Source organism: Endozoicomonas gorgoniicola, from assembly GCF_025562715.2.
GTDB lineage: Bacteria > Pseudomonadota > Gammaproteobacteria > Pseudomonadales > Endozoicomonadaceae > Endozoicomonas_A > Endozoicomonas_A gorgoniicola.
Map to the genome: position 1 here is coordinate 2,556,844 of NZ_JAPFCC010000001.1, position 16,344 is coordinate 2,573,187.

Below are 16,344 nucleotides of genomic sequence, written 5' to 3' on the forward strand. Positions count from 1 at the left end.
TATTCGGGAAAAGAGGTGCCAGTCTATGACAAAATCAGTAATCACTGTCCTCATACTCAGGATACTGCTCCGGAGCTACACCTTTCCGGTCGGTTACTGTTATCCCTGAAACGGCATCTTCACTGCCATACATGATCACTATTTCAAACTCCCAGTAATCGCCATAATCAAACACAAACGTCACCTTCATTCCGGGAGCCGGATGAAGATGGCGCAGCTGGGTTCCATCGGTAAATCCGTCGCAGTCGTAAGTGGCCGGATGGCCCACTTTTCTAAATGCACCAAAATCGGTTTTATACTGGAAGTGGTAAAGATGGTCATTATCAAAGTCAAAGGCATCAAGGATAGCGTCAGCTAACTCGTCAAGGGTGTGGTCAGCAGACAATTTTAATGTGCGAGAACACTCTTTCCCTAACGTCACGGTCAACAAATAACTGGCAGCGATAATCTGTTCAGGCAATTCAAGAGTACGCTGAACATCGGGTCGAATCGCTTGTATCGCTGGCAGTAAGTTAATTTGTTCAAAATCATCTTCAAATTCACTGCCCTCCAATGAGTCAATAAAGCCTTGTTGACAAGCGGTTAAAAACACCTGTCCCCAGGGAGTCAGTCTCAAAAACCGGATTTTCCTGTTGCTGTCCTCAAGGTGAAGTTCAGCCAGTCCGGTCATTTTGAGTATCGCCAGATTAAATGCCTTGCCCCTTCGCAGCCAGAAGTCAGGTTCTCTTACCTCTTTACCCCGCCAAAGATCATTTTCACCGTACATCATCATAACACCGGGCAGAAAGCGATCATCCGGCCCCCTGATTAGTTCCCCTGCATTTATGGCATAACCACAGTTGACCCACGAGTCCAGCAATGAGAAATAACGTTCAACCTCACTCATGGTTTGCCACTGCTGATATAACGCTTCGTTAATATGAAAATCAAAGTTTTCCTTACTGCCTATCCGGAGCCGCCCAAGGCAGGAACTGCGAGTCAGTAAAAATAAACCCAACACCTGGGCATAATGGCTGGTCATTGGTCGTTTCAGAGTCAGTTTTTCAGGTGTCGATAGAAGATTATTAAGCAGCTGAGCCCACTTAACCGGAGGTTGGTTTTTACCTCGGGACAGAGCTACGGGCTTCCTGACCAGGTAATCCAGAAACACATCGACATCCCGCAGAAAAGTTCGATGGACATCAGACAGAGAAAACGCTGCGACAACTTCAGCTGCTTTATATTCAAATATCATACAGTTCTGATTTACTCACTCAGTTAGTCGGTAAAAACATCATAGAAAATAGCAACCTACAGGAGGCTGATACATTAAGAAAACCATAGATTCGTGCAGGTAATCTGCCATTAGCGAAATCAAGGAACTATTGGCTTCAATCGCTCCAGCTTTTCAAGCCATTTTGCAAAATGCGGGCACCGGGCCTTCATAGCATCAAGCCCCACATTCATGGCTACCAGACTACCATGGAAGGGTTTCTGGTAACTCCTGAAGTGTTTGAGAATACGTTTGGAAGGTGCAGTCTCAGAGCTATCATTGATGGCTTCCGGTTCCAGACCTGCAACTTCAGCTGCCAGGTCTGCCACCAGGCCGGGACTGTCCGCTTCCAGTATTTCGAACCCTCTGACATCAGCAAATAGCAGAGCCTCAAATTCATGCAGAATAATGCCCGGTATAAAGCGCTGCTCATAGCCGATGCAGTCATGGAAATCAGCTTCCAAACGATTAACGGAATGATAAATATCCTTTGGATTTTTCAGCTGTACAGAAGGAAAATCTTTGGGCAAGCCGTAGTAATCCAGCATGGTGGTAACATAGGCTCCGGTATCTTCCTTGCACAGCCTGCTAACCTGATTCTCGATCTTAGCGAATGTTGTGACACCACCACGTCCGGTTTTACTGGTTCGAAGTAAAATAGCTGTTGCATAGATACCTGACCGTTGAAGATGCTCCTGTAAAACTTCATTCACAAAAGCTTCTTCCGTCTGACCCTCTACAACTATGTTCAGACGAATCATTTTGACGGCCTCCCTCCCAGCAAATTCTTCTTCCAGACCTCCCCAAGAGAGTAATCTTCCAGCCAGCTTTTGAGCTTCTCCCCACTTGTCCGTTCAAAAACAGTTTCACCCTGGTGACGATTAACAATCACCAGATCATCAGCCTCAAACTCGTTAACCAGTTCAACCGACTGCGTGGACACAATCACCTGGTGTTTTAGCGAGACCGCTTTCAGTTGAGCAGCCAAAACGGCAATAGCATAAGGGTGTAATCCCAGTTCAGGTTCATCAATCAGCAGTGTACTGGGCATAAACTTTTCAGGCTGATTTAATACCGTCGCCAAACAAATAAAACGCAAAGTACCATCCGAAAGCGCATGGGCTTTAAGTGGTATATCCATGCCTATCTCTGTCCACTCCAGCTCTATTTGATCAACATTATGCGGTGTTGGCCGAAGATGAAAGTCTCCAAAAAAAGGGGCAACCAGCTGAATAGTCCGTACAATTTTTTTGTAGTGTGCCGGATGGTTCTGTTTTAGACGCAACAAATAGGCAGCAAGATTACGTGCATCCTGACGCAGGTATTCATTATCGTTAATCTGGCTGGACTGTTTTACAAGAGCGGTCTCACTTGTGTCGTGGAAGTGGTATACCCGCCAGTTAGTAATAGCATGACATACGGACTGTTCAGTACCATCCGTCACATGTTGACCAACATAACTTTCGAAATGCCCCGCATTGCTGATATGCCCCCCGGCGGCCAGGGACTCATGCTGAAACATCATCCGGTTATCGGCCGTAGGCTCTAGCTCCAGCGTGTATACCTTGTCACCAAAATACAGCTCAGACACAAATGACCGGGTAATTTTACGTCCGTGTCTTAACAGGGCATCGGGACCTCCCTGTTTGCCCACCGTTCTTTGCAGATTACCAGCAAGAATCTGACCAATAAGACGAAAAAAACTGATAAAGTTGGTCTTGCCTGCGCCATTTGCACCTATCAAAACATTCAGGGAGCCTAATTCCAAATCGCACGAACGTATTGATTTGAAGCCCTCGATCCTGAGGTGGGTCAGCTGCTTGTCGTCAGAGACCGGCTGCATGGCATACTCCTGTAAAATTAATTTTTACCATAGTAACCTGATTTATTACAAAATAACTGTGTCACAGTGAAAGTTTTACTGCCTGCACAAGGCAACTCATTGTCGACTATAGTACTCAGCACTGCAACTGCCCTTATACTATTGGGCGTTTCAGGGTCGAGAGAAGATTAGATGGAGGTTCTACAGGGAAAAAGCAGCTATAACTTCGGCAGCTTTGGGTTCAAATCTCATTAAGTTCACTTCCGGTTTTTAAAAGTCAGTTAGCCGTACAGGGGATTATAGAATTCATCCGTACCTAATAGCCTGATGTATTTTTCAGCCAGCTTTTTAAAGGAATCCGATCCATTGATACAAATCCAGTCATCAATTCTGCCCAGAAAGCAAAACCTTTCTACTGTACACTGTTTGCTTTCAGGGTCATCACGATAGAATCGAAGTACTGCCGTGAAGCCCCCAGTACTAACCAGTTGTGCAGCCACATCTTCCGTTTTTTTGAAAATCGAATGAGACATAAGGTCATTGCCACCGTTGCACAAGGCGGAAGCCAGGTTGGTTTCATAGATGGTCAGGTACTTGCCATTCTCCTGATACAGATATCGAAAAGGCATAGGTTTGGTAGCCAGTAGACTTTCGATCAATACAGTTTCTTCTTCCAGAAAATGCTTTGTTTGATGTTTTCTCAAAAAGACCTGTCCATCTTCAACTCGCTCATATATCTCACGACCTTCAGGCAGAAGCTCTACAGGTTCACCTTTGCCTTCTATCTTCTGGGAAAAAAAATACCGTGGTTTCCCTGTTTTGGTCACGGATTTTCTCAGATAATACGTTTTTCCAGCACGATTTGTGTACTCAAGCATCATTCGTCCCTCACTGCACATTGGCGGGGATCATAGCCGATTTTTCTCAAATTCTCCTTTTTATAGCATTGCCTACACATTGTCCCACGAAAGTGACATCGAAGCCTTCAGCAACTGCCTGTTCACCAACTCATTCTCTGCCCAGTACTGATTCTCAACTCTCTTGCACTGCGACCACAAATCCGGTGGTTCATTATGTAACAGGTGAGTATAACGCCGCAGGTGTTCCCAGGTTTTATGGCCGCTGCGAATTGCGACCTCAGGAATGGACATTTTTTGTTCGAAAAGCCGGGAGATGCCTTCATGTCGGAAGGAGTGAAAACGGAGGTCAGGAAACCCCAGCTCTTTCGTGACATCTGAAAACCGGACAGCAACAGACTTGGCCTTGTACGGAAAAATCCTGTCCTCGCCCTCAAAGCGTGGCTGCCGCTCTATGATTTCAAGACATTCAGTGGAGATGGGTACTTTCTGCTCAGATTTAGAGTTCTTAAAACATGAGCGTTCGGTAAAATATTTAGCGTCGGCGCAGCCAACCCCGTCAGGCGCATAATTTAAACCTGCCTGAACCGTTTAAATCATTGGTTCTGAGTTCATTTATGCCGCTTTTTCCAAAAAACTATCCGAACGTTCGTTTTTATCCGGCAATCTCAGCTCTAATTTTTGCTCATATCGGTTCCAGCAGCCACGAATTCGAAACTGCGGAATAATCCAAAACAGCGCGCGCCTAAGCATTCCGGCCGTGACAGTATCGGGATGCCTCCAGGCAGTTTTGGCCAGGGCAATAGCCGCTGGATTTTGACAAATGGTCAGCAATTGCAACAGCGCATACCCTGCCATTTTAATGTGCATCCATCGTAACAGCGTTCTGAGTTTCTGCTGCCATAAATGCTTGCATCCAAACTCGTGTTTCAGTTGCTGGAACATAGGCTCTATAGGCCACCTGAGCGAGTAGGCTAATAGCACTTCATCGGCTTTCAGGTCAGGGTTGGTGGACAGAAATAGTTTGGTTTCTGTTTCTCCCTTGTCGTTTTCAAAACGACTCCAGACGACTCGGACAATACGGCCTTTCAAAAAACGAGCCCGGCAAATACAGGAACGGAAAGAGACAGTCCGGTTCTTTCTGTAAAGCCAGAGAGTCATCTTGGTCTCTGGTAATTTCTCTACTTCCTCAGGTGTCATTTTGACACCATACTTACGCCTGCGGCCTTTCCTTTTGAAAGGAGAGGGAGGAAGTGCATCGACTGGAAGCGCATAAAGTGCCCGGTTTTTGGGTATATGACCAATGACCTCATACCCAAGCTCAAGCGCGGGCTGCATCATGGTGTGATTCATAAACCAGCAGTCAGTGAGTAGCCGCAAAGCTCGCCCCTGAAGAGTCTGCCGTACAGATTTCAGCATCGCCTTTGCAATTTTAAGTTTACTGATATTGCCTGATTTAGGTGATGGAAATGCCATCACTGGAACCGCAGTATGCACCTTGTCTGATGGTCTCTGGAAAGGAATAGCCAGAAAGACCCAGCATTGACCAAGAAGATAAGTACACCGGTTCTTTTTCTTGCTGTGTTGGTGATGTATTCGGCATGCCGGTGCTTTGTCAGAGCAACGTTCGAGTGTCAGGTCGTCAAGAATCAGGGGAATGGTCTGACCGTCAGGCACTTTAGAACTGACCAGCAATATCAGACGATGCGCCAGGTTTCGCCAACGCCACTTACCTTGAGAGACCCAATGATGGTAGCTGTTCCAGAAATTCTCGTAGTGGATCGTCGGAGAGCCTGTGTAACAAAGCCTTCGCCAGAAAGCATGCCACCCAGAAGTAACTCACAGAACGTCGGTGCCGCAAGTGGTGATAGCGCTTTTGCAAGAAATGTCGTATATAAAGAAAGCTCGCGAAGGATTACTTTCTGATCTGAAGTGAGCATGGCAACCGCTTTTTTCTGGTAGATGAAGCGGTTGCTTAACCTATTTCGGCATCAAAAAATACAAAACGTTAGTACTTATAATTCTCTAACCCGAATATTTCATAAATGAGCAACAAGTTCCGGAAAAAACATCCCATTCTGATTTTTTCGGAGGTCTGTTGCTCTACTGTCCATGAAAAAGGTATTACAACCCGAACTCACCATTAATTCGGATGTTTTTTGATCAGCACCTGCTTTTTCAGGACAACAGAATTCCCCAACACTCTTTCTGTTGGTCGCTATTTTATTCTGATTGAGTTTATGAAGCTGACTATCCCGGTCGAGGCAGCGGCATTGAATAAAAGACTTCGGTTATATGCTGCAAAAGCCCTTTTATTGGACAGCTGCGGGGCAAGTGAAGTTTGATTCGGTCTTTATACTCAACCACTTTAACCGCGACCTTACAAAGTTTTGTGATCACGGTTGATGGCTGTGCCTTTTCCAGCTCCGTACCTTTCAGTGCCTTGGTTCTCAGCTCATAGTGAAGAACATAAGCAGCGCAGGCGTAAAACATTCTCAGGTGATTTGCCAGAAAGCCTTGATCTGACAAGCGATCACCGGACAAATCACTTTTCAGATGCTTAATGAAGTTCTCATCCTGCCCTCTGGGACAATAAAGGTCTTCATATATTTCCTCGGGGGAAGCCTCCATCATCGAAGTCACAATAAAGCGGGGATTGTCGCCTTTCTGGTTGACCTCTGCCTTATAGATTATCCGGGTGTCCAGCCCTTTCCAGCTTTTTGCCTGATAGTCCGTTTCTCCGTAGAGCCTGAGTCGCTCAGGCTCTGGCATGTTGTTCAGTTTTGCCAGCCCGGTTTTAACGTCGAGAGCTTTCCGCGCTTCATCCAGCAACTCTTTGGCTTTAGGTCGCAAGGCCGTCTTGTGTCCTGCGCCTTTTCCCAGCACGTAGTCGGAGTGAGGGTCATCCTGAACAACCTGCATTAACTCTGGTTGGGCAAAGTGGCTATCCCCACGAACCAGTAAATGGGTTTTCGGCCATCTTGTACGGATCAGCTTAATGAGGCGCTGGAGAATAGCTGCATTCTCTCGGCCTGTGGGTGTTTTTCCAGGACGCAGGATCGAAGTGATCAGCTTGCCGCTGAGCCCCTCAAAGATCATTAAGGGCAAGTAACAGTAGTCTTGATATTTGGCGTTGAACAGGTTCATCTGCTGGCCGCCATGGGTGATAGCAGGCGTATGATCCAGGTCGATAATGATGGCTAATGGCGGGTATTCATAACTGCTGATGAAGTGATCAGCCAGTGCTTTGGTCATATTATAAATATCCCGTTTGGTCATGGACTGACCAAGCCTTGTATACGTTGGAGCGGAAGCCAGATGGTTATCATCGTCCAGTGGGTTTCTTCCATTGGCAAGCTTAAAGATTGGGTCTTTACGCAGATGGTTGCTGTCGTTTGCATCTTCATAACCACAGGCCATTTGCAGAACTCTTTGGGCAATGAGTTCTTGCAGGGTGTGGTCGATGTAGGATTGATGACGTTTATCGTCAATGCCGTCAGTCAGCCTGGATATGATACCGCTGTGAAGCATTGTTTCACGTAGCATCAGGGCGCCAAAATCAGAGGATAATTCTCCGCCATTGAAGTCTGCCCGGATAGTTTTTCCGTTGGAGGGGTGAAAACGAAGCTGTTCTTGTGTAAATTTGTTCATGGCAAGTTCCGGTTTGCTTCTTCCGAAGCATTTTTTTGGTCGACCCAATTATATCAAGTGATTGGGCGGAACTTGCCTCTTTTTATGAAATATCCGGGCTAAACTCGAGAACGGCAGGTTTGACCTGTTGGTAATTATCCAGCAATTGGTCAATGGTCTTTTTGTTATGCTGCCGGACTTTTTGCTGGGACTGTTCGTTATTTCTGACAAGGCTGTCGCCTATATCCGACAAGGCATCATTAACATCGGAAGCGTCCTGCTTGACCTTCGCTGTGAAGTCATTGCTCATGGCATCCAGCGTGGCGGTAATGGCTGCGGTTTTTGCGGCCATTTCATCGGCATTGACCGCTTTAAACAGGCTGGACAAACCGCTGGTAATGGAAGCAAAGGTCGCAGTCACCACAGCACCAAAACCGTTCACCCCCACCATAAAGCCATTAAAGAACAGTTTGACGGTGGAGCTGGTTATCTCAAACGCTGACCGGGCATCGCTCAGTGCGTTACTGACTGTACGAAAACCGTCTTTTATCCCGGAAACAAACCCTTCAATGGTCACGCCAGACAGTGAAGCCTTAATACTTTCTGCCATGCTGATAAAGCCATCGCTGATGGCTTTTGCTACTTGTTCTAACTTGCCGTTGTCCGTTAATTCCTGAATGCTGATGGCAAAGCTTTTTAACTGACCTTTGACGTAATCCAGCCAGCCGGAATCGGCAATCTGTCCTTTAAACTTCAGCCACTCATCGGACATATTCGCCATCAAGCCTGACAGCAGGCTCATATTAGCGGCAGCAGCTCCTTCACTGGATTTACCGATCTCTTCAATCAGTAGCTTGATGGTTTCCCTGCCAAGTTTCCCGGCACTGGATAGTTTCTGTAGCTCCTGAGTATTATTGCCCGTTACCTTTTCCAGCAGGCTCCAAACCGGAACGCCACGCTCAACCAGCTGTAGAATTTCCTCCCCTTGCAGTTTTTGCTTTGCCCACGCCTGACCTAACGCAAGAGTCATCCCGTTCAGGCGCTCCATCCCTCCGCCGAGTTTGGAGGTCTGATCCACAATGGCCTGAAGCGTGCCATCCTTGGGGTCAAGCCCGAAGTTTTTCAGGGCAGTAAAGGAGTCAGCAACCTGCTGTAACTCCAGTGGGGTTTTAGAGGTGAAGTCCTTGATCCATTCAACCGCCCGGTTGCCTTCCTCGATGCTGCCCATAATGGCGGTAAGCTGAACTTCCAGCCTTTCAAACTGATCCCCGGCTCCCAGAACACCCTGCATGGCACGCTTGATGGCGTACAAACCAGCACCAGCGGATACCAGTGCCGTGAATCGACCTGCCAGACCATTAATGCCTTTTGAGGCAAGGCTGGCATCACTGGCGACCTTCTTAAACGGGTTTCGCCGTAGAGTGCGCTGGGCTTGTTGGCTTTTCGCTGTTAGCTTTTGGTAAGCCGCTGATGTTTGTTTCAGTTCTCTTTGTAGCCGGTTCTGCTGCTGGGCAATCTTACGGTTCGATAATCCGGCTTTCTCCAGAGAACCACGCAGCTCAGCTAATTTCCCCCGCTGTTTTTGATAGGCCTGGTTTGCCGCAATGACCGACTTACGGGCATTGTCCAGTGACCGCTGCATCGCCTTGGTGGGCTTGGCAGTCTTTTGATATTCCCGAGCTAACTGCTCGACCTTCTCTTCAGCCTGTTTATACGCCTGCCCCGATGCCTGAACGGTCTTTTTCTGCTGCTGAAAAGCGGATAACAACTTGTCCTGTTGTTCAAGGGTGCTAAGTTGCTGTTTCAGCTCATGGGTTTTCTTACGTAGCTTTTCCAGCGATTTAGCCGATTGCTGAACCGGGCGAGAGAGGGTGTCTCTCGGCTCAAGTACTAACCGTAAGGCGGATTCTTTAACTGATCCCATAATGTGCCTTAAGCTTTAGCCGTTGAGGTGTGGTAATGCTGACGCCAGAAGAAATTGATTACTTAGTCGGATACCTGACAGCACTTGGTGGAAGGAGCCAGCTATTGTTACAAACCTTATTGATTATGATTTATAACGACTCTAACTTCGGTAAATGGCTTTACGACATCTATTCACATTGCGAGCTGGATCTTGCTACTGATCTTGTTGTATCTGCCATTGAAATGTACTTACAAGAGCATGGTTTTTGCTGCTATCAGGAAATACTTACAGAACATGCCCTTCCTCTGAACCCCTGACTTACGTTGCCAGATCAATCTGCATAAACGGACTCAACCCGTTCCCGCTAATACTCGGGTCTGCCAGCACATCTATCTGTAAACTGAGGCTGGCAAAATCATCCGAGATGAAGCCAAGGTTCTGGGCTGGAGAGAACTTCACCCGATGCACCCGGATATTAAAGGGCAAGCCCTCCTGGGCATCGTTCAGCCCTTCCATAAACAGCACAAACTCACGACCACTTTCCACTAATACCTGCACCATATTAGAGGCAATGGGCGTGTAACTGACTTTTACACCTTTATTATCAATGCCACTATTCACCAGCACCTTGATACCAGATTTTGCTAATTCATAATCCACACCCACCACCAGTTCGGTATCCGTACTGTCTTTGATGGTGACCGATTGCTTCAAGTCCGGCAGATGGTTAAACGGGATCAGTTCATCCTCCACCCCGTGACTGGGTAACAGTTCACCAGTGATTGGAGTTGTGGTGGCTGCGGTGACACTACCCCGCAGGGCAAGGGAAATATTCGATGCGGTAAAGTCATTAGCGACAATGCTTGCCGTAACACTGGACACCCGGCTGAGTACATTGCGGTTACCACCGCCTCCCAGATAGTTCTTCAGCTCTTTGCGGTCTTCTTCAAAGCTGAAGGTAAACTCGCTGACATTGCCAATAGGCAGCAGTGGTGCTGACTGGTCGTAGGGTTGCAGGTGGATGGAACCGGCACCAATGAAACTGCGGTCGATTGTGGACATAGGAAATCTCCTGTTAGATTTATTTTTGGGATGGGTTGTTGGAGTGATTTAGAAGATGGCTTCAAGGTTCACAGACATATCTGCAAACGAGAGCTGCCCGTTGTTGGGAGCGATATCGAACTGAGTCTCTGAGAAGCTGATTTTCCGGACACCTTCAAAGTGGGCGCTATTGAGCAGTGACCGGATCGTTCGGACAATGGTCATCAGCTGATAAGTTGTATCAGGCTGCGTCCGGTAAACGCCGCTGACCGTTAATTCCAGCCGATACTTTGCCCGTTTACCCTGCCGTTCCTGTTCCCGGATACTGTCCAGCTGTACCAGAATGGCTGGGGGCTCTATCTCTGGAAGGTCAGCGATGGAATAGCCAAGCAATACCGGAAAACGACTCTCTTCCAGTTTGGCGACAAGGGCTTTGATGATCTGTTCATCGGGATTCGATGTTGAAGGCATAGTTCAGCTCTTGTTGTAGCAATGTTGAAAACCGTTCAAGCAGCAATGGCTCCATGTTTGCCAGCGCCGTTTCTGCCTGTTGATAGATGGGAAGGGACTGTTTTTCGATGGGCAAGCCGATCCACATCAACCGCCCTGATTTTCTTGACCGCTGTTGTTTATGCTTCCAGTTAACCGCACGCTTGAACACCATGGCTTTCGGAGCGTTGACTGGCTGGAACAGAAACGCTCCCTGCCAGAAATGCTTGCCGGTTCGGACTCCTGCCCTGGTCTGCCGGGGAGTACCCAGTTTATGAGCCGGAATATCAAAGATGCCCAGCCACACCACCAGTTCATACTCCCCTGTATCCCGGTTGGTAGCTTTTTTCAGGGATGCCCGAACCCTGCCCAGCTCTTTTATTAATTTTGCGGTGACCCCAACCTGTCGGGATACCTCCCTTAAAACATTACGCTCGGCAAATTTCGCCAGCTTACCTAATGCCCGTTTGGTGGCTTTGGAGACTTTATCGGGTGAGCCTTTTAACCCGGCGATCAGCGGGTCAATCTCACCATCCAGATCAAGGTAAATATTCATAAAGCGTCCATGTCGTTAACTGACCGTCGTCCTGTATTTTCCGGTCAATAACCCATGCCTGATCGATGATATATCCTCGTTTAACCGGCTGGCTGCTGGTTAACAGCAAAACATTCAGGCTTTGCAGAGTGTTCTCAAATTGTCCGGAGGGAATCAGCTCTTTTTTGAACATGCCCCTGGTTGTGAAGGATTCACCATCCGGATTGCTGACCGTAATGGATTGCCCAAATACCGCTAAGCCTTGATGATGCAAAGCTGCAAACTGATCAGTCATGGTTAGGGTTCCCAATGCGGGATGATGAGATAGCGGGAGGGTGAGATAGCGGGCAAGCCCAAAGACTCGCCCGGCCATTTACGACATTTTCAGTTTAATAACGGCTCTTGGACGCAGGTTGATGGGCAGCGGGTTAGACTGGGTATGAATCTGGATACCCTTGTCAAAGTCCAGCGGCTTTTGCTTGGCATAACGAGGCAAGCCAATGGTATTCACGGTTTCCACAAAGTCAGCGGGAGCAAACCATGTACGGAAAATGCCAGTGCCTTCCGGGTAAAGGTAGGCTTCATCGGCAGCGATAAATTCCTTGTCTTCAACACTGCCCCGGTACTCTTCCCAGTGAATATTGCCAAACTGGAAACCACTGCGAACATCATCACGGAGCATGGCACCGTCCTGATAACGCTCATAGGCTTTTTCGACCTTTTCATGCCCAACCAGTGAATCGAAGAAGTCAGCACCGCACAATGCCCGCAGGCCAGTATACATTTCCGCTCCCAATGCCTTTTCCACCTTGCGACGTACTTTGACGGATTCACCACGAACATCGATGCCACTTTCCTGAAACAGTCCCAACTCGCCCAGGCGCATGGGCTTGTAGTCCATTTCGTTGATGGTGGCGGTCAGGCTGGTAAGACTGAAAGCGTCATTGCTGAAAATATCGAACATGGTGTTATCTCCCTGATAACGGATGGATTGTTATAGTCGTCACTGTTTTAGCTACGCAGGATGATGTCCTGTGCGGCGAGTTGTTTGATCGCTGCTGCCTTTTCCTCATCCGTTGCGCCATCAGGGAAAACCAGCAAGCTTTCAACCACTTCCGCCAAGCGGGTGATAACAACTCCCCTTCCCGGTTCTGAATCGGTGATTTTGTCGGCGTACAAAATGCCAGCGGCGACCTCTGTTCCATCACTGGCAGCCGGGTCAAGCTGGGTATAAACGTCAGAGGCATCCTTACCGAGTACCGTACCGGCTAGCAGTGAAATATTGGCAGCTGCCTGTACCGGGCTGTCGATTCCGTCGACCAGACCCAACTCCAACGCTTCCGCTGCTGAAAACCAGATTTCCTCATCCATCATGGCTTTCATTTCTTCCACAGTTTTGCCGGTTCGGGCAGTGTACGACACCGCAATACTGTCTGTTACCTTGTCCATCACGTCAGCGGTTTTACGCATTTCATCGGCATCACCCATTGCCCAGCCATAAGGGTTATGGATCATCATCATTGAATTTTCAGCCATGCTGACGGTATCGCCTGCCATGGCAATCACACTGGCAATACTGGCCGCCAGACCATCGATGTTGACATGAATGTCCGCTTTATGGGCTCGCAGCACGTTGTAGATAGCAATGCCCTCGAACACCATCCCACCCCGGCTATTGATACGAACATCAATATTGGTAGCGTCCAGCACTTGTGTCAGCAACGGTTGCCCTCGCAACTATCCGGGGCGCAAGGCTTCAAAAACATGCAACACATCATCAGCCGGGATTCGTGCCAGTTTGCTGCTGTCAAAACTGAACTCTGCCGGATGTTCCCGGTGCATCCAGTACGCCACCCGCTGACCCAAACGATTAAATTCAATGCCGCCCTTTATAACGTTGCCGCAGGGAAGGGTCTGGTTGTAATGAATGGGAACAAATTCAGACTCCAGCACCTGCAACTGAAGCGGCACCGATAAACCGTCCTCCAGCCTGCGAGGACGCAGACGAACAAAGCACTCTCCCGCCTCGAACATGGATCGGGTAATCAATGACTGCTGGCCGGTAAAACTTAACAGTCCGTCCGCATCACTTTCCGCTGACCACTCAACAAACAAGTCCTGCACCTGAATCCGTAGCCGGTCATTTTCAATCAATGACTTGGGCGTAATGCCTTTGCCGATCACGTTACTGACCAGTTTGGTAATGCCACTGGCTGCCCAGGGATCATTTCTAATGGCTGCCCTTGAACGGGCTTGCAACTTGCCAAGGTCGGCTTTCAGGGTGTCATTGGGTGACAGGTTGGGCGCATACCAGTTCTTTGCCCGCCTGCCATTGCCCGCAGCGGTATAAGCGGCATTTTTGAAGGGCAGCAGTCGTTTTAGTTGACGGATTAGCTTCATCCATCAGACTCCCTTGTTGGAATACAGACCGTACTGCCTGGGTCGTTTTTTCTGTTTGCTGATTTCCCGTTCAATGGCCTGAAGACGGCGTTCCATTTCACTGAAGCTGGAGTACTCGATTCTGCGTCCTTCAAACTCAATGGTTTTGGTATCACGCAGCAAAACCGCCCGTTTCAGGGCCTGATATTCTTCGTTGGTAATCATGGCTTATACTCTTTTGATTTTTATAGAAGCGAGGAGATATGGATAATGGCAAAGTCTGTTTATATACATTTTTTTATTTTTTTAGTTGTTTCATACTGCCCCTATTCCTACAGTGTTTGTCAAATGTGCAATCAAGATCAATGTAGCTGTGCTGACACTGCTGAGATTAATATCTTAGAATGGCTTGCAGTGAATACTTCTGAAAACATTGAAGAGCGAGTATATTTGGCTTTATTAGAGCCAATTCCTGAAGATCAACTACGTTCATTGTTATTATTAATGAGAAATTACTTATACATTCTTGAAAGAAACAATCCAGCGACAGAGCTAATAGAATTATCCCTTCCTAACCTTAAAAACATTCAAATTAAACTACAAATCGATGCTATGAAAAACGGGTGTGTATTCGAAAACTTTGAAAAAATCGAATAAAAATATAATACCAACCTGCCTAATTGAGTTTGCTGTAACTTTTTCCAGTTTACTCTTAAATAGTGCCGTGATGTTTAAAGGCTATCCGTTCAGGTAAGTGCTTTTGATGGTTCTTCTGGCGGGTCGCTGGACAACAGGTTTTTGCACGATGGCATCTTCAGGGTTGATGACCTGATTGTCCTCTGGCGGTTCACGCAAGGACGCCAGACGGTTTAAATCGATGCCTTTGTGCTGCTGCAATATGCGTATCGCCGTGAGGGAGTAGACCCGGCAATCCAGAGCTTCGTTTCTTCGGCCTTTTGCGTCCCACTGGAAATACGGCACACCGTTTTTATACTTCCTGATCTTTTCTTCAGCGGTGATCTGCCGGAAATAGTCTTCATCAAAACAGTCACTGACAGACCAGTGGCAATAACCATTGCCCGGTTCCAGAATGCGGAATCGCTGGTAGAGCAGTTCCTTGGCGGTATCACTGCCGACAAGGGTCAGGTAGACGCCTTTTTTATTCCTGGTCTTGGGAAAGGTAGCAATGGGTTTACCGGCAATGGAGCTGCCTTTAACCGGAATCGCCCAGTTCGCCCCCTGTCGTCTGCAAAAGGTGTAGACCTCATCAGTGAAGTGACCGCCACTGTCGATGCACACCTGCGCTGCATTGAGTGTGATACCATCTTGCCGGGTATAGGTTTTACGCAGCATGTCGCCTAATGCCGTCCAGATACCCGGCTTGGAAAGATCACCATAAAGGCGAACATAGTCTATTCCCCAGCTTTCCTCACCGGCTCCCCAGCCTGTCACCTCAAACTCAATCCGGTCATCCTGAACATCACAACCAATGGTGATCACCTCGACCCACCATGGGACTTCAGCCGGATAATATTCACGACGCTGATAGAGCAATTCATGCTCGACGGTTTCACCTTTGTCCTGCCAGGTTTCCCCCAGCACCGTGTTGGTCCAGTCTTTCATCTGTAGCGGTTTTTTCTGTGCTGCCAGAAAATCCTCAACCGCATTTTGCCAGCTGTACCAGCCGTTAGGACTGTAGAGCGAACTCAGATGAAAACCCGCCACCTTGTTGCTTTTTTCACCGGTTCCGGCAACCCATTTACCCTCGGTCAGCAAGCGGGGTTTATCTTTCTCGTAATGTTTGTGACCGCACTGCCTGCATTCAAAACGGGCAGGCATGGAACGCAAACCGGCTCCACTGTTAGCCCCCGTAAAAATCAGCACCCCGCCGGGGAACTCTTTAGACAACAGAGTGTTGCCACTGTCCCGACTGCGAGGGTCTTTGACCTTGTCCCGCAGTACCGGCATTTCCTCGATCATGGGGGCGATGCGCTGTTTTGAGGTGCGCTTGGCCAGATCAAGGGTTGGCAGAACATACATCATCGGGGCTGGCACATGGTCGATAACATAACCCAGCCAGTTATTACCGCACTCGGTACCGCCTACCTGAGCCCCTTTCATAAACACCACTTTCTCAATGGGCGATGACGGCGACAGTGCATCCATGATTTCTTTGAGATATGGCGTTCTTGAGGTACGCCAGTGACCAGCTTCCTTGGCGGCTTTGACAGGGAGAATCCGTTTCTGATCCGCCCATTCGGAAACCGTCAGTCGGGTATCGGGTTTCAGACCTGCGAGGAAACCATGAAGGTATGGGCTAGTTTTGCAGGTTTGCACTGTCATAATATGAGTGGTAACAAGCAGGAAGTTTGATTAGCACTATTAACAGGTCTATTATTAGGTCAATTAAACGTACAGATAAGGAGTTATGTA

Annotated in this window: 18 protein-coding genes and 1 pseudogene; 2 read left to right on the forward strand and 17 right to left on the reverse strand. The window is 48.0% G+C overall.

Going from position 1 to position 16,344, the window contains the following annotated elements:
* Nucleotides 1–34 precede the first annotated feature (34 nt).
* From NX722_RS11685 to NX722_RS11720, 8 genes and pseudogenes are all read right to left on the reverse strand, one after another.
* Nucleotides 35–1,234, reverse strand: coding sequence for a plasmid pRiA4b ORF-3 family protein (locus NX722_RS11685; RefSeq protein WP_262568124.1), 1,200 nt, complete (start codon nt 1,232–1,234; stop codon nt 35–37).
* 119 nt (nt 1,235–1,353) lie between these two features.
* A complete protein-coding gene (locus NX722_RS11690) occupies nt 1,354–2,013 on the reverse strand; it encodes a DUF4276 family protein (RefSeq protein WP_262568125.1) in 660 nt (219 codons plus the stop codon).
* Entirely contained in the window at nt 2,010–3,095 is a 1,086-nt protein-coding gene (locus NX722_RS11695) for an AAA family ATPase (RefSeq protein WP_262568126.1), read from the reverse strand. The genes NX722_RS11690 and NX722_RS11695 overlap by 4 nt, the downstream gene beginning before the upstream one ends.
* 260 nt (nt 3,096–3,355) lie before the next feature.
* A complete protein-coding gene (locus tag NX722_RS11700; protein ID WP_265442352.1) occupies nt 3,356–3,952 on the reverse strand; it encodes a hypothetical protein in 597 nt (198 codons plus the stop codon).
* A gap of 72 nt (nt 3,953–4,024) precedes the next feature.
* A pseudogene (locus NX722_RS11705) lies at nt 4,025–4,426 on the reverse strand (tyrosine-type recombinase/integrase); the annotation flags it as partial.
* Nucleotides 4,427–4,546: 120 nt separating this feature from the next.
* Nucleotides 4,547–5,713, reverse strand: a complete 1,167-nt coding sequence (locus NX722_RS11710; RefSeq protein WP_262568654.1) for an IS701 family transposase — start codon at nt 5,711–5,713, stop codon at nt 4,547–4,549.
* Between the two features lie 468 nt (nt 5,714–6,181).
* Nucleotides 6,182–7,582: an IS1380 family transposase gene (locus NX722_RS11715; RefSeq protein ID WP_262563762.1), complete on the reverse strand. Its 1,401-nt coding sequence runs from the start codon at nt 7,580–7,582 to the stop codon at nt 6,182–6,184.
* Between the two features lie 82 nt (nt 7,583–7,664).
* Nucleotides 7,665–9,485, reverse strand: a complete 1,821-nt coding sequence (locus NX722_RS11720) for a tape measure protein (protein ID WP_262568128.1) — start codon at nt 9,483–9,485, stop codon at nt 7,665–7,667.
* Nucleotides 9,486–9,520: 35 nt separating this feature from the next.
* Here NX722_RS11720 and NX722_RS11725 point away from each other — a divergent pair, with 35 nt between their 5' ends.
* Nucleotides 9,521–9,784 carry a hypothetical protein gene (locus NX722_RS11725; RefSeq protein WP_262568129.1) on the forward strand — a complete coding sequence of 88 codons (264 nt, stop codon included), beginning with the start codon at nt 9,521–9,523 and terminating at the stop codon, nt 9,782–9,784.
* 1 nt (nt 9,785) lies between these two features.
* Here the strand turns inward: NX722_RS11725 and NX722_RS11730 are convergent, their stop codons facing one another.
* The 8 genes from NX722_RS11730 to NX722_RS11765 form a co-directional block, all read right to left on the reverse strand.
* On the reverse strand, nt 9,786–10,529 hold the full coding sequence (locus NX722_RS11730) for a phage tail tube protein (protein ID WP_262568130.1): 744 nt from the start codon (nt 10,527–10,529) through the stop codon (nt 9,786–9,788).
* A 48-nt stretch (nt 10,530–10,577) separates the two neighbouring features.
* The gene (locus tag NX722_RS11735; protein ID WP_262568131.1) at nt 10,578–10,979 is read right to left on the reverse strand and encodes a hypothetical protein; all 402 of its coding nucleotides are present in this window, start codon (nt 10,977–10,979) and stop codon (nt 10,578–10,580) included.
* A complete protein-coding gene (locus NX722_RS11740; RefSeq protein ID WP_262568132.1) occupies nt 10,954–11,553 on the reverse strand; it encodes a phage tail protein in 600 nt (199 codons plus the stop codon). Before NX722_RS11740 ends, NX722_RS11735 begins: the two co-directional genes overlap by 26 nt.
* A complete protein-coding gene (locus NX722_RS11745; RefSeq protein WP_262568133.1) occupies nt 11,537–11,827 on the reverse strand; it encodes a hypothetical protein in 291 nt (96 codons plus the stop codon). The genes NX722_RS11740 and NX722_RS11745 overlap by 17 nt, the downstream gene beginning before the upstream one ends.
* A 78-nt stretch (nt 11,828–11,905) precedes the next feature.
* Nucleotides 11,906–12,496, reverse strand: coding sequence for a major capsid protein (locus NX722_RS11750; protein WP_262568134.1), 591 nt, complete (start codon nt 12,494–12,496; stop codon nt 11,906–11,908).
* Nucleotides 12,497–12,543: 47 nt separating this feature from the next.
* On the reverse strand, nt 12,544–13,254 hold the full coding sequence (locus NX722_RS11755) for a head maturation protease, ClpP-related (protein WP_262568135.1): 711 nt from the start codon (nt 13,252–13,254) through the stop codon (nt 12,544–12,546).
* A gap of 15 nt (nt 13,255–13,269) precedes the next feature.
* Complete coding sequence (locus NX722_RS11760) at nt 13,270–13,932, reverse strand: phage portal protein (RefSeq protein ID WP_262568136.1); 663 nt, start codon at nt 13,930–13,932, stop codon at nt 13,270–13,272.
* A gap of 3 nt (nt 13,933–13,935) precedes the next feature.
* Nucleotides 13,936–14,136, reverse strand: coding sequence for a phage head-tail joining protein (locus NX722_RS11765; protein WP_262568137.1), 201 nt, complete (start codon nt 14,134–14,136; stop codon nt 13,936–13,938).
* Between the two features lie 45 nt (nt 14,137–14,181).
* On the opposite strand from NX722_RS11765, the gene NX722_RS11770 reads away from it, so the two are divergent.
* A complete protein-coding gene (locus NX722_RS11770) occupies nt 14,182–14,568 on the forward strand; it encodes a hypothetical protein (RefSeq protein WP_262568138.1) in 387 nt (128 codons plus the stop codon).
* Between the two features lie 81 nt (nt 14,569–14,649).
* Here NX722_RS11770 and NX722_RS11775 read toward each other — a convergent pair whose 3' ends face one another.
* On the reverse strand, nt 14,650–16,254 hold the full coding sequence (locus tag NX722_RS11775; protein WP_262568139.1) for a phage terminase large subunit family protein: 1,605 nt from the start codon (nt 16,252–16,254) through the stop codon (nt 14,650–14,652).
* Nucleotides 16,255–16,344 lie beyond the last annotated feature (90 nt).